This window comes from Pseudomonas sp. ok266 (assembly GCF_900110195.1).
GTDB lineage: Bacteria > Pseudomonadota > Gammaproteobacteria > Pseudomonadales > Pseudomonadaceae > Aquipseudomonas > Aquipseudomonas neuropathica.
In genome coordinates this window covers 134,398-148,662 of record NZ_FOCU01000015.1, presented here as the reverse complement: position 1 = coordinate 148,662, position 14,265 = coordinate 134,398, and the positions used below count along the sequence as shown (strand labels likewise).

At 57.5% G+C, this 14,265-nt stretch carries 10 protein-coding genes; 1 reads left to right on the top strand and 9 read right to left on the bottom strand.

Annotation, left to right across the window (positions count from 1 at the left end; all coding sequences use genetic code 11):
* Window positions 1–252 precede the first annotated feature (252 nt).
* From sucD to sdhC, 9 genes are all read right to left on the bottom strand, one after another.
* Window positions 253–1,134 carry a succinate--CoA ligase subunit alpha gene (gene sucD, locus BMY54_RS25845; RefSeq protein WP_008082972.1) on the bottom strand — a complete coding sequence of 294 codons (882 nt, stop codon included), beginning with the start codon at window positions 1,132–1,134 and terminating at the stop codon, window positions 253–255.
* Window positions 1,134–2,300, bottom strand: a complete 1,167-nt coding sequence (gene sucC / locus BMY54_RS25840) for an ADP-forming succinate--CoA ligase subunit beta (protein WP_007919879.1) — start codon at window positions 2,298–2,300, stop codon at window positions 1,134–1,136. The genes sucD and sucC overlap by 1 nt, the downstream gene beginning before the upstream one ends.
* Window positions 2,301–2,482: 182 nt before the next feature.
* Window positions 2,483–3,919, bottom strand: coding sequence for a dihydrolipoyl dehydrogenase (lpdA, locus tag BMY54_RS25835; RefSeq protein ID WP_007919881.1), 1,437 nt, complete (start codon window positions 3,917–3,919; stop codon window positions 2,483–2,485).
* Window positions 3,920–4,017: 98 nt separating this feature from the next.
* Complete coding sequence (odhB, locus tag BMY54_RS25830; RefSeq protein WP_093439922.1) at window positions 4,018–5,238, bottom strand: 2-oxoglutarate dehydrogenase complex dihydrolipoyllysine-residue succinyltransferase; 1,221 nt, start codon at window positions 5,236–5,238, stop codon at window positions 4,018–4,020.
* A 42-nt stretch (window positions 5,239–5,280) separates the two neighbouring features.
* Window positions 5,281–8,112 (bottom strand): 2-oxoglutarate dehydrogenase E1 component, encoded by a 2,832-nt coding sequence (locus tag BMY54_RS25825; protein ID WP_093439917.1) that lies wholly within the window; start codon window positions 8,110–8,112, stop codon window positions 5,281–5,283.
* 251 nt (window positions 8,113–8,363) lie between these two features.
* A complete protein-coding gene (locus BMY54_RS25820; protein WP_093440161.1) occupies window positions 8,364–9,068 on the bottom strand; it encodes a succinate dehydrogenase iron-sulfur subunit in 705 nt (234 codons plus the stop codon).
* Between the two features lie 11 nt (window positions 9,069–9,079).
* Complete coding sequence (gene sdhA, locus BMY54_RS25815; RefSeq protein WP_093439913.1) at window positions 9,080–10,852, bottom strand: succinate dehydrogenase flavoprotein subunit; 1,773 nt, start codon at window positions 10,850–10,852, stop codon at window positions 9,080–9,082.
* 3 nt (window positions 10,853–10,855) lie between these two features.
* Window positions 10,856–11,224, bottom strand: coding sequence for a succinate dehydrogenase, hydrophobic membrane anchor protein (gene sdhD / locus BMY54_RS25810; RefSeq protein ID WP_003222999.1), 369 nt, complete (start codon window positions 11,222–11,224; stop codon window positions 10,856–10,858).
* On the bottom strand, window positions 11,218–11,592 hold the full coding sequence (sdhC, locus tag BMY54_RS25805; protein WP_016773673.1) for a succinate dehydrogenase, cytochrome b556 subunit: 375 nt from the start codon (window positions 11,590–11,592) through the stop codon (window positions 11,218–11,220). Before sdhC ends, sdhD begins: the two co-directional genes overlap by 7 nt.
* A 363-nt stretch (window positions 11,593–11,955) precedes the next feature.
* Here sdhC and gltA point away from each other — a divergent pair, with 363 nt between their 5' ends.
* Window positions 11,956–13,245, top strand: a complete 1,290-nt coding sequence (gltA, locus tag BMY54_RS25800) for a citrate synthase (RefSeq protein WP_039763648.1) — start codon at window positions 11,956–11,958, stop codon at window positions 13,243–13,245.
* Window positions 13,246–14,265: the final 1,020 nt, after the last annotated feature.

The following is a 14,265-nucleotide window of genomic DNA, read 5'->3' as shown; positions in this document are numbered from 1 at the left end:
TTGTCGTGCGAACGCACTGTTAGAGGGCGAACTATCCGATACGCGACGTTTCCGTGTCGCGTTTTTGCATGTAATTGGGTAGATGTCTATAAATCGCCTTCGCGAGCAAGCTCGCTCCCACTTGGGAATGCGTACAAATGTGGGAGCGAGCTTGCTCGCGAAAGCGATATCACTGATGACGCAGGTGCCAGAAACGACAAAGGCCACCCGAAGGTGGCCTTTGTTTGGTAAAGCGTCAGTTAAGCGCGAGGCTTACTTGACAGCCCAACCAGTCAGCTCGGCCAGGGCCTTGCCGATGTCTGCCAGCGAACGCACGGTTTTCACGCCTGCGTCTTGCAGTGCAGCGAATTTCTCGTCTGCAGTGCCTTTGCCGCCAGAGATGATTGCGCCAGCATGGCCCATGCGCTTGCCCGGAGGAGCAGTCACACCAGCGATGTAGGAAACAACCGGCTTGGTCACGTGTGCCTTGATGTAGGCAGCCGCTTCTTCTTCAGCCGAACCACCGATCTCACCGATCATGACGATCGCTTCGGTCTTCGGGTCTTCCTGGAACAGCTTCAGGATGTCGATGAAGTTCGAACCCGGGATCGGGTCACCACCGATGCCGACGCAAGTCGACTGACCGAAACCGGCGTCAGTAGTCTGCTTGACAGCTTCGTAGGTCAGGGTGCCGGAACGCGAAACGATACCGACCTTGCCTGGCAAGTGAATGTGACCTGGCATGATGCCGATCTTGCATTCGCCTGGGGTGATCACGCCTGGGCAGTTAGGGCCGATCAGGACTACGCCCAGCTCGTCGCACTTAACTTTAGCGTCCAGCATGTCCAGGGTAGGAATGCCTTCGGTGATGCAGACGATCAGCTTGATGCCGCCGAATGCCGCTTCCAGGATCGAGTCTTTGCAGAAAGGAGCCGGAACGTAGATCACGCTGGCGGTAGCGCCAGTGGCTTCTACTGCGTCTTTAACGGTGTTGAACACTGGCAGACCCAGGTGTTCGGTGCCGCCTTTACCAGGAGTAACGCCACCAACCATTTTGGTGCCGTATTCGATGGCTTGCTGGGTGTGGAAACTACCTTGCGAACCGGTAATACCCTGGCAGATAACTTTGGTGTCTTTATTGATCAGGACGCTCATTATTTGCCCTCCGCAGCTTTGACAACTTGTTGAGCAGCGTCGGTCAGGCTGGTAGCCGCGATGATGTTCAAACCGCTTTCTGCCAGTACTTTAGCGCCCAGCTCAGCGTTGTTGCCTTCAAGGCGAACAACAACCGGGATTTTCACGCCGACTTCTTTCACAGCGCCAATGATGCCTTCGGCAATCATGTCGCAGCGAACGATGCCGCCGAAGATGTTGACCAGTACTGCAGCGACGTTGGTGTCGGACAGGATGATCTTGAACGCTTCAGTTACGCGTTCTTTGGTAGCGCCACCACCTACGTCGAGGAAGTTGGCTGGCTTGCCGCCATGCAGGTTGACGATGTCCATGGTACCCATGGCCAGGCCAGCACCGTTGACCATGCAACCGATGTTGCCTTCCAGTGCTACGTAGTTCAGTTCGAACTTGGCAGCGTGCGCTTCGCGCGGATCGTCTTGCGACGGATCGTGGAAAGTCTTCAGCTTAGGCTGACGGTACATGGCGTTGGCGTCGATGTTGATCTTGGCGTCCAGGCAGTGCAGATCGCCGTCAGCCTTGATCACCAGCGGGTTCACTTCCAGCAGAGCCAGGTCGTGATCCTTGAACAGTTTGGCCAGACCTACGAAGATCTTGGCGAACTGAGCAACCTGCTTGCCTTCCAGACCCAACTGGAATGCCAGCTCGCGACCCTGGAATGGCTGAGCGCCAACCAGTGGATCGATAGTGGCCTTGAGAATTTTTTCTGGAGTGTCGTGAGCGATTTTCTCGATGTCCACGCCACCTTCGGTGGAAGCCATGAACACGATGCGACGGCTCGAACGGTCAACGACAGCGCCCAGGTACAGCTCTTTAGCGATATCAGTGCACGATTCAACCAGGATCTTGGTGACTGGCTGGCCATTGGCATCAGTCTGGTAAGTCACCAGACGCTTGCCCAGCCACTGCTGTGCGAAGGCTTTGGCGTCTTCTTTGCTGCGAACCAGCTTGACGCCGCCCGCTTTACCGCGACCACCGGCGTGGACCTGGGCTTTGACAACCCACTCGCTGCCGCCGATTTTGTCGCAAGCTTCTGCTGCTGCTTCCGGGGTGTCTACTGCGTAACCAGTGGAAACTGGCAGGCCGTATTCAGCGAACAGCTGCTTACCCTGATACTCGTGAAGATTCATGCTTTTTACCGTCTTCGTTAGGTACTGCGCATTCGGCGCTGCGCTCGTTTGAGTGCCGCGCCACCTGTGACTGCTGCTTGCGTAGCTGAGCTACGCAAGACTGCGTCCAGCGGACATTCCGCGGTGAGACTTGCTCGCAAGGCTCACGACGGGCCGTTACCGCCGTGGTTTCTTATTGTGTCTTAACGCTTCTTGCGGTTGGCAATGTGGATGGCACCGCCATTCACAGCCAGAGCAGCTTCGTGCAAGGCTTCAGACAGGGTCGGATGGGAGAAAACCATCATGCCCAGGTCTTCAGCGCTGGTGCCGAATTCCATACCGATCGCGCCCTGCTGAACCAGTTCTGCAGCGCTCGGGCCAATCACGTGCACGCCCAATACGCGGTCAGTCTTGGCATCAGCGATGACCTTGACGAAACCACCGGTATCGTTGGCGGCCATGGCACGGCCGGAAGCGGCGAACGGAAAGGTGCCGACGTTAACTTCAACGCCTTCAGCTTTCAAGGCCTGCTCGGTTTTGCCAACCCACGCGATTTCCGGGTGAGTATAAATAACCGAAGGGATCAGGTCATAGTTCATCTGGGCTTTGTGGCCCTTGATGCGCTCGACAACCATGATGCCTTCTTCCGAAGCTTTGTGAGCCAGCATCATGCCGCGAACCACGTCACCGATGGCGAAAACGCCCGGTACGGTGGTCGCGCAGTGATCGTCAACGTGCACGAAACCGCGCTCGTCGAGGGTCACGCCACTGTCGGCAGCCAGCAGATCAGTGGTCACCGGACGGCGACCAACGGCTACGATCAGCTTGTCGAAAGTGATGGTCTGTTCACCGTTGGCATCGGTGTAGTTCACAACGACTTCGTCGCCGTTCACTTTCGAGCCGGTTACGCGAGCGCCCAGTTTGATGTCCAGACCTTGTTTGGTCAGGGTTTTCAGCGCTTCCTTGGAAACAGCGGTGTCCGCTGCCATCAGGAAGGTGTCCAGTGCTTCCAGAACAACGACTTCGGAGCCCAGACGCGACCACACCGAACCCAGCTCCAGACCGATCACGCCAGCGCCGATCACGCCCAGACGCTTAGGTACGGACTGGAATTCCAGAGCGCCAGTCGAATCAACGATGACTTTCTGATCAACCGGAGCCGGTGGAATGTCGATCGGACGCGAGCCTGGAGCCAGAATGACGTTTTCAGCTTCGATGACTTCAACCGAGCCGTCTGGCTTGGTGACTTCGACTTTCTTGCCAGCCAGCAGTTTGCCGTGGCCCTGGATCGAAGTAACGCCGTTGGCCTTGAACAGGGTGGCAACGCCGCCGGTCAGGTTCTTGACGATGCCAGCCTTGCGGCCAACCATCGCAGCGACGTCCATTTTGACTTCGCCAGTCGAGATACCGTGAACGTTGAAGCTTTCTTTCGCTTCCTTGTATTTCCAGGAGCTGTCGAGCAGCGCCTTGGAAGGAATGCAGCCCACGTTCAGGCAGGTGCCGCCCAGGGCTTGCTTGCCTTCAGCGTCGGTGTACTTCTCGATGCAGGCAGTGGTCAGACCCAGCTGCGCCGCCTTGATGGCAGCCACGTAGCCACCAGGGCCAGCACCGATCACTACTACGTCAAATTTCTGCGACATTCAAAAATCCTCTTTTTTGCAGCAAGCGTGAAGCCGCAAGCCTCAAGCCAAACTGCGGTTACTCGCAGCTTGCAGCTTGAGACTTGCAGCTGCTTCTATCAAATATCCAGCAACAGACGAGCTGGATCTTCCAGCAGGTTCTTGATGGTCACCAGGAAGGTCACAGCTTCTTTGCCATCGATCAGACGGTGATCGTAGGACAGTGCCAGGTACATCATCGGACGGATAACGACCTGACCGTTGATGGCCATAGGACGCTGGATGATGTTGTGCATGCCCAGAATCGCTGCCTGCGGCGGGTTGACGATCGGGGTCGACATCATCGAACCGAAGGTACCACCGTTGGTGATGGTGAAGGTACCACCGGTCATCTCGTCCATCGACAGTTTGCCGTCACGGGCTTTCTTGCCGAAGGTGGCGATGCCGCCTTCGATTTCAGCCAGGCTCATCAGTTCGGCGTTACGCAGAACCGGAACCACCAGACCGCGATCGCTGGAAACGGCAACGCCGATGTCCGCGTAGCCGTGGTAAACGATGTCGCCGCCGTCGATCGACGCGTTGACAGCCGGGAAGCGTTTCAGCGCTTCGGTGGCCGCTTTCACGAAGAACGACATGAAGCCCAGGCGTACGCCGTTGTGGGACTTCTCGAACAGATCCTTGTACTTCGAACGCAGGGCCATGACTTCAGTCATGTCGACTTCGTTGAAAGTGGTCAGCATCGCCATGTTCGACTGTGCTTCAACCAGACGCTTGGCCACGGTGGCACGAACGCGGGTCATCGGTACGCGCTTCTCGATGCGGTCGCCAGCGGCGAACACAGGAGCAGCAGCCGAAGGAGCAGCAGCCTTGGCAGGTGCGGCAGCCGGAGCAGCTTTCTTGGCAGCAACAGCAGCAACCACGTCTTCCTTGGTCACACGACCGCCCTTGCCGGTGCCGGCAACGGAAGCAATGTTGATGCCGTTTTCTTCAGCCAGCTTGCGAGCAGCCGGTGCAGCAACAGGATCGTCTTCGCCTTCGGCGGCAGCCGGTGCAGCGGCAGCAGCGGCCGGAGTAGCAGCGGCTGGGGCAGCGGCAGCAGCGCCGCCCGCTTCGATGGAGCCCAGCACTTCGTCGGACAGAACGGTGTCGCCTTCGTTCTTGACGATTGCGCCCAGCACGCCATCAGCGGTAGCCAGAACTTCCAGTACGACTTTGTCGGTTTCGATGTCGACGATCAGGTCGTCGCGCTTGACAGCGTCGCCCGGTTGTTTGTGCCAGGTGGCAACGGTGCCATCGGCAACCGATTCCGGGAAAGTGGGGGCTTTGATCTCGATAGCCATTATCTGTGGTTCCTTAAATTCGGTTTCAGGTGCGCGAAGGCGTTAAATGGTAAACGCGTCTTGCAGGAGTTTTTCCTGCTGCTCGGCGTGCATCGATGCGTAACCACAAGCTGGGGCAGCAGAAGCCTCACGGCCCGCGTACTCAAGTACGAGAGACTTGTCGAGGTTCCCGATGCTGCGACGCAAGTGGTGCTGGCTGCAGTACCAGGCGCCCTGGTTCATCGGCTCTTCCTGACACCAAACGGCATTTTTGACGTTGGTGTATGGAGCCAGGACTTCTTTCAAGTCGTCCTCAGGGAATGGATACAGCTGCTCGATACGCACGATGGCGATATCTTCACGGCCTTCGGCACGGCGTTTTTCCAGCAGGTCGTAGTAGACCTTGCCGCTACACAGAACAACGCGCTCGACCTTTTTCGGGTCCAGAGCATCGATTTCCGGGATCACGGTCTGGAACGAACCTTCGGCCAGATCTTCCAGGGTCGAGATGGCCAGCTTGTGGCGCAGCAGCGACTTCGGCGTCAGCACGATCAACGGCTTGCGCAGCGGACGAATCACCTGACGACGCAGCAAGTGGTAGATCTGTGCTGGCGTAGTCGGTACGGCAACCTGAATGTTGTGCTCGGCGCACAATTGCAGGTAACGCTCAAGACGTGCCGAGCTGTGCTCAGGGCCCTGACCTTCGTAACCGTGTGGCAGCAACATGGTCAGACCGCAGAGACGGCCCCACTTGTGCTCGCCGCTGGTGATGAACTGGTCGATTACAACCTGTGCACCGTTGGCGAAGTCGCCGAACTGGGCTTCCCAGATCACCAGCGCATCCGGCGTGGTGGTCGAGTAACCGTATTCGAAGGCCAGTACCGCTTCTTCCGACAGGAACGAGTCGTACAGGTCAAAGCGTGGCTGACCGTCGTACAGGTGCTGCAGCGGAATGTAGGTACCCGCGTCTTTCTGGTTGTGCAGCACAGCGTGACGGTGCGAGAACGTACCGCGGCCGATGTCCTGACCGGTCATGCGGATCGGGTGACCTTCGAACGCCAGGGTCGCGTACGCCATGGTTTCGGCGTAACCCCAGTTGATCGGCAGGCCGCCGGCTTGCATCTTCTGACGGTCTTCGTAGATCTTCGAGACCTGACGCTGAACCACGAAGCCTTCCGGAATTTCCAGCAGCTTGGCGGACAGTTCTTGCAGGGTTTTCAGATCAAAGCGAGTGTCGTGACGCGCAGTCCAGGCGTGGCCCAGATACGGACGCCAGTCCACGAACAGCTCTTTGTTCGGCTCTTTGACCAGCGATTTCACTACGTGCAGACCGTTGTCCAGCGCGTTGCGGTATTCATCGACTTTCGCCTGAACACGCTCTGCGTCCAGCACACCGCCCTGGGTCAGACGATCAGCGTACAGCTCACGGGTGGTGCGCTGTTTGGTGATCTGCTGATACATCAGAGGCTGGGTGCCGCTAGGCTCGTCAGCTTCGTTGTGGCCGCGACGACGGTAGCAGACCAGGTCGATCACCACGTCACGCTTGAACTGCATGCGATAGTCGATGGCCAGCTGGGTCACGAACAATACGGCTTCCGGATCATCACCATTCACATGGAGGATCGGAGCCTGGATCATCTTCGCGACGTCGGTGGCGTACTCGGTGGAGCGCGAGTCCAGCGGGTTGCTGATGGTGAAACCGACCTGGTTGTTGATCACGATGTGCACGGTACCGCCGGTCTTGAAACCGCGGGTCTGCGACATCTGGAAGGTTTCCATGACCACGCCCTGACCTGCGAATGCAGCGTCACCGTGGATGGAGATCGGCAGAACCTTCTCGCCAGTGGCGTCATTACGACGATCCTGACGGGCGCGCACCGAACCTTCGACCACCGGGGAAACGATTTCCAGGTGGGACGGGTTGAACGCCATGGCCAGGTGAACTTCACCGCCGGCGGTCATCACGTTGGACGAGAAGCCCTGGTGATACTTAACGTCACCGGAACCCAGCTCGACCTTCTTCTTGCCTTCGAACTCGTCGAACAGCTCGCGCGGGTTCTTGCCGAAGGTGTTGACCAGCACGTTCAGACGGCCACGGTGGGCCATGCCGATGACGACTTCCTTGGTGCCGTAGGAACCGGAACGCTGGATCAGTTCGTCGAGCATCGGAATCAGGCTTTCGCCGCCTTCCAGACCGAAACGCTTGGTGCCCGGGTATTTGGTGCCCAGGTATTTTTCCAGGCCTTCACCGGCGGTTACGCGCTCAAGCAGGTGGCTCTTGATGTCGGCGGAGTACGTCGGACGACCACGCACGCTTTCCAGACGCTGCTGGAACCACTGGCGCTGCTCGGAATCGGTGATGTGCGTAAATTCAGCGCCGATGGTGCGGCAATATGTCTGCTGCAACGCTTCGTGAATTTCGCGTAGGCTCGCTTCCTCTTTGCCGATGAACAGGTCGCCGGCACGGAAGGTCGTATCAAGATCGGCATTGGTCAAGCCGTAATGATTGATCGACAGGTCTGCAGGTGCAGGACGCTGCCACAGCCCCAGCGGGTCAAGCTGGGCTGCCTGGTGGCCACGCATACGGTAGGCCTGGATCAATCGCAACACTTCAACTTGCTTCTTCTCGTGCTCACTGCTCACGCTGCCGGCGGAAACCGGTTGGGCGCGGCGCTGGTTCTTTGCCAGCAGCACGAAATGATCGCGAATCGTGGAGTGCGAAACATCAGTGGCAGAGTTGCCGTCGGCAGGCAACTTCTGAAAGTAGGTGCGCCACTCTTCTGGCACAGCGTTAGGGTCGTGCAGGTAGAGCTCATAAAGCTCTTCCACATAGGCAGCGTTTCCACCTGAAAGGTAGGCGCTGTTCCACATGCGCTGCATCACGCTTTCTTGCATGCTTGGTCACCCTCGGTTAGGGGAACACCATCGATGTCGACACCGAGCAAACTTGCAGAAGTCCGAATGCAGCGACTAAAACAAGCCACTTAGGATCACACTGATAGTCCGGGTACCAGCCCGGATGCCCCTGCTTGTCTCATTTCTTCAAAATAAGAGCGGCAGCTTGTGGCTACTGCTCTGGTTATAGCCATGACGCGGGTTGAAGCCCGCGCCACAGCCTCTACGGTACAGCGGTTACAGCAGCTGAATCACACGCCGCTCGAAAGCAGCATGTTACGGATGTGACCGATGGCCTTAGTCGGGTTCAGGCCTTTCGGACATACGTTGACGCAGTTCATGATGCCCCGGCAGCGGAAGACGCTGAACGGGTCATCGAGCGAAGCCAGACGCTCGGATGTCTTGGTGTCACGGCTGTCTGCCAGGAAGCGATAAGCTTGCAGCAGCGCAGCTGGACCCAGGAACTTGTCCGGGTTCCACCAGAAGGACGGGCAAGAGGTCGAGCAGCAAGCGCACAGGATGCACTCGTACAGACCGTCGAGTTTTTCACGCTCTTCTGGCGACTGCAGACGCTCGATGGCCGGAGCCGGCGTGTCGTTCTGCAGGTAAGGCTTCACCTTCTCGTATTGCTTGTAGAAGATGCTCATATCGACGACCAGGTCACGGATAACCGGCAAACCTGGCAGCGGACGAACGATCAGCTTGTTACCTTTTACAACGGCGGACAGCGGCGTGATGCACGCCAGACCGTTTTTACCGTTGATGTTCATGCCGTCGGAGCCGCAGACGCCTTCACGGCAAGAGCGACGATAGGAGAAACCCTCGTCCTGCTCTTTGATCAGAGCCAGCACGTCCAGCACCATCAGGTCTTTACCACCGGTATCGACCTGGAATTCCTGCATGAACGGCGCAGCGTCCTGATCAGGGTTGTAGCGATAAACACTGACATTCAACATGGCGGTCACCCTTAATAAGTCCGGACTTTAGGTTCGAAAGTCGGAACAGTCTTCGGCGAGAAGTTCACGGCACGCTTGGTGACGCGCTTGTCACCCGGGAAGTACAGGGTGTGGCACAGCCAGTTTTCGTCATCACGATCTTCAAAGTCTTCACGGGCGTGAGCACCGCGGGACTCTTTACGTACTTCGGCCGCGATGGCGGTAGCTTCAGCCACTTCCAGCAGGTTTTGCAGTTCCAGCGCTTCGATACGTGCAGTGTTGAACGCCTGCGACTTATCGTTGATCTTCACGTTGGCGATACGCTTGCGCAGATCGGCCAGCTGAGCAATACCCTTCTGCATGTATTCGCCAGTACGGAATACACCGAAGTAGTTCTGCATGCAGCTCTGCAGCTCGCGACGCAGGGTAGCGACGTCTTCGCCGTCAGTACGGTTGTTCAGTGCGTTCAGGCGCGACAGGGCAGCTTCGATGTCGGCTTCGGTAGCGTCGTCGTATTCGATGCCGTCGGTCAGGGCTTTTTCCAGGTGCAGGCCGGCAGCGCGGCCGAATACCACCAGGTCGAGCAGCGAGTTGCCGCCCAGACGGTTGGCACCGTGAACCGATACGCAAGCCACTTCACCTACCGCGAACAGACCAGGAATGATCTGATCCACGCCATCGGCGTTCTGGGTGATCGCCTGACCATGGATGTTGGTGGCAACGCCGCCCATCATATAGTGGCAAGTCGGAACAACCGGAACCGGCGCAACAACCGGGTCAACGTGGGCGAAAGTCTTCGACAGTTCGCAGATGCCTGGCAGACGGCTGTGCAGCACTTCCTCGCCCAGGTGGTCGAGCTTGAGCATCACGTGGTCGCCATTCGGACCGCAACCGTTGCCAGCGATGATTTCTTTAACCATCGAGCGAGCAACCACGTCACGACCGGCAAGGTCTTTGGCGTTCGGAGCATAACGCTCCATGAAACGCTCGCCGTGCTTGTTGATCAGGTAACCACCTTCACCACGGCAACCTTCTGTAACCAGTACACCGGCACCGGCGATGCCGGTCGGGTGGAACTGCCACATTTCGATGTCTTGTACCGGTACGCCAGCACGCAGAGCCATGCCGACGCCGTCACCGGTGTTGATCAGGGCGTTGGTGGTGGAAGCGTAGATACGACCTGCACCGCCGGTAGCCAATACGGTGGCTTTGGCGCGGATGTAGGAAGTTTCGCCAGTTTCGATGCAGATCGCGATCACACCGACGAAATCGCCTTCCTGGTTTTTCACCAGGTCGACAGCGTAGTACTCGTTCAGGAACGTGGTACCGGCTTTCAGGTTGCCCTGATAAAGGGTGTGCAGCAGGGCGTGACCGGTACGGTCGGAAGCTGCGCAAGTACGCGCAGCCTGGCCGCCTTTACCGTAGTCCTTGGACTGACCACCGAACGGACGCTGGTAGATACGGCCTTGCTCGGTACGCGAGAACGGCAGACCCATGTGGTCCAGTTCGAAAACCGCGGCCGGGCCTTCCTGACACATGTATTCGATAGCGTCCTGGTCACCGATGTAGTCGGAGCCCTTGACGGTATCGTACATGTGCCAGCGCCAGTCATCGTTCGGGTCAGCAGACGCGATCGCGCACGTGATGCCGCCCTGAGCGGATACAGTGTGCGAACGGGTCGGGAAAACCTTGGTGATCACGGCAGTCTTGTGACCGCCCTGTGCCAGTTGCAGCGCAGCGCGCATGCCGGCACCGCCACCACCAATAATGATGGCGTCGAAAGAAATCGTTGGAATGTTAGCCATGACTCAGATACCCCAGAGAATCTGCACACCCCAGACGAAGTAAGCGAACATCGCAACGCCGCATACTGCCTGGAAAAGGAAACGTATCGCCGTTGCGGACTTGCCGAACGCCATCGGCGTCAGGTAGTCAGTCGCGATGGTCCACATGCCGACCCAGGCGTGAGCGCCGAGAGCAACAAGGGCCAGGAGGCTGAAAATACGCATCCCGTTGTGGGCGAACAATTCATGCCACTGGGCATACTCGAGGCCAGGGTGGGCCACGACGTATCCGATCAGAAAGATGAAGTAAGCCGCGAGAACGACCGCAGACACACGTTGCGCCATCCAGTCATAGAGGCCCGAACGCGACAGGTTCGTGACGTTAGTTACCATATCCAAACTCCTGCCAGAACGATTACCACCACGGAAACGGCGATAACGATTTTCGAGCCCAGCTTGCCGCCTTCCAGCGTCTCACCGATGCCCATGTCCATGATCAAATGGCGCACACCGGCTACCAGGTGATACAGCAGAGCGGACAGGATGCCCCAAATCACTAGCTTGGCTAGCGGACTGGTCAGACACGCTTTCACCTGACCGAAGCCTTCCTCGGAGCTGAGCGACTTGTCCAATGCATAAAGCATGATGGCAAGGCACACGAAGAGGATGACACCGGAGATACGGTGAAGAATGGACGTGTAAGCAGTGACTGGGAGTTTGATGGTCCTTAGGTCTAGGTTTACAGGTCGTTGGCTTTTCACGGCTTTTTTTTCACACTGAAGAGCCCCTAACAATCAGGGCAAAGTTGTTGGGGAGTGCACTGGTCAGGTAACCACCACCCAGGGATGCGACCCCCAATGAAAGCAAGCCCAAAAGCCCTTGGCGGTCGGTGGCCGAGTATAGACAGTTAGGCTACTAATGACAACGCAATCACCTACCCCAAATAGCTGATTGCACAAGTCGTATAAAAGGCGTAAATGGCAGTCAATTTCGAGGAAAAAGTGCGCTTAAAGCCTTCTGGAGCAAGACTTTAGGCAAATTGACATTCGAATTTATCTCACTATAGTGGTGCGGGCCCTGCGTGGGGGGTCTGTCTGATGGTTCAAGCATAAATAGGAGGCCACATGGCTGACAAAAAAGCGCAGTTGATCATCGAGGGCGCAGCCCCCGTCGAGCTGCCCATTTTAACCGGCACCGTTGGTCCCGATGTAATCGATGTTCGGGGCCTGACGGCCACGGGCCGCTTCACTTTCGACCCAGGCTTCATGTCGACCGCCTCGTGCGAGTCGAAGATCACCTATATCGACGGCGACAACGGCATTCTGTTGCACCGCGGCTACCCGATCGAACAACTGGCTGAAAAGTCGGACTACCTGGAAACCTGCTACCTGCTGCTCAACGGCGAACTGCCGACCGCAGAACAGAAGGCCCAGTTCGTCAGCACCGTGAAAAACCACACGATGGTTCACGAGCAGTTGAAAACCTTCTTCAACGGTTTCCGTCGCGACGCCCACCCGATGGCCGTCATGTGCGGTGTAGTCGGCGCCCTCTCGGCCTTCTACCACGACTCCCTGGACATCAATAACCCGCAGCATCGCGAAATTTCCGCGATCCGTCTGGTTGCCAAGATGCCGACCCTGGCAGCGATGGTTTACAAGTACTCCATGGGCCAGCCCATGATGTACCCGCGCAACGACCTGACGTACGCGGAAAACTTCCTGCACATGATGTTCAACACCCCGTGCGAGATCAAACCGATCAGCCCGGTACTCGCCAAGGCCATGGACCGGATCTTCATCCTCCACGCCGACCACGAGCAGAACGCTTCGACCTCCACCGTGCGTCTGGCAGGTTCTTCGGGTGCCAACCCGTTCGCTTGTATCGCCGCCGGTATCGCCGCACTGTGGGGCCCTGCCCACGGCGGTGCGAACGAAGCCGTATTGACCATGCTTGACGAGATTGGCGATGTTTCGAACATCGACAAGTTCATCGCCAAGGCCAAGGATAAGAACGATTCGTTCAAACTGATGGGCTTCGGTCACCGCGTTTACAAGAACCGCGACCCTCGCGCGACTGTAATGAAGCAGACCTGCGACGAAGTACTGAAGGAACTGGGCATCAACAACGATCCGCAACTCGAACTGGCCATGCGCCTGGAAGAGATCGCGTTGACTGACCCGTACTTCATCGAGCGCTCGCTGTACCCGAACGTCGACTTCTATTCGGGGATCATCCTCAAGGCGATCGGCATTCCGACCAGCATGTTCACCGTGATTTTCGCGCTGGCGCGTACTGTTGGCTGGATCTCCCACTGGAAAGAAATGCTCTCCAGCCCGTACAAGATTGGCCGTCCGCGCCAGTTGTACACCGGCTACGAGTCGCGTGACATTACCAAGCTGGAAGACCGCAAATAAGATTTGTCTTGCGATAACGTCTTAAGTTGTATCGGGAACGGCCTCTATTTATATAGGGGCCGTTTTTGTTTGTCTGGGATTTGGGGCTTTGGGATTGGGATTGGGATTGGGATTGGGATTGGGGGCATATCCGTTGCTGCGGGTGTTGCCGCTGGCGGTTTCGCTCTTACAGCGACTCACTTTTTCAAACGCCAAAAAGTAAGCAAAAGGCTTTGCCCCTGGCGTACGGCACTTCGCTGAGGCTCAGTGTTCCCTCGCTACGGTGTCCATCCGGGGGCATCGCCTACGGTTTGCTTCGCTGCACCTCCTCTCGATGTGATCGACTTCGTCGAACGGCGCTGCGCGCCTAACCCCCGGATGAACACCTACGCTCGGCCTGCCGATGGGGCAAAAGATCAAAAACCAAAGCCAAAGCCAAAGCAAGATCACAAGCCAGATCAAGAGCCCCTCACCCTAGCCCTCTCCCGGAGGGAGAGGGGACTGACCGAGGTGTTTGGGAGAGGTACGCCGACGTGCAATACCGCGTTGAACTCAGGCTCTGAAAAGCAAACGAATCGGCCCATCACCCTCCCTGAGAGAGAGGGGACTAACTGAGGTATTTGAGAGAGCTACGCCGACTTGCGATACCGCGTTGAACTCAGGCTTTAAAAAAAGGAAACAAATCAGCCCCATTTCCTTCCACTACCGGAGGGAGAGGGGACTGACCGAGGTGTTTGGGAGAGGTACGCCGACGTGCAATACCGCGTTGAACACAAATTTTGAAAAGCTCACCATCGGCTCCCTCTCCCTCGGGAGAGGGCTGGGGTGAGGGGCGAATCCAACACAAAACCACAGCCGACCGCGCTGTGCTCTTCACCACTCAACAGGATGAGCGTTAGCTCGGCTGCAGCTCTTGATCTGTAAGGCGACGTCGGAAGGCTGAGTGGAGGGATTGATCCGGACGGGGGAGCGCAGCGACCGTTTGGCGCAGCCAAACACAGCGAGAGGAGGTGCAGCGAAGCAAACCGTAGGCGCTGCGCC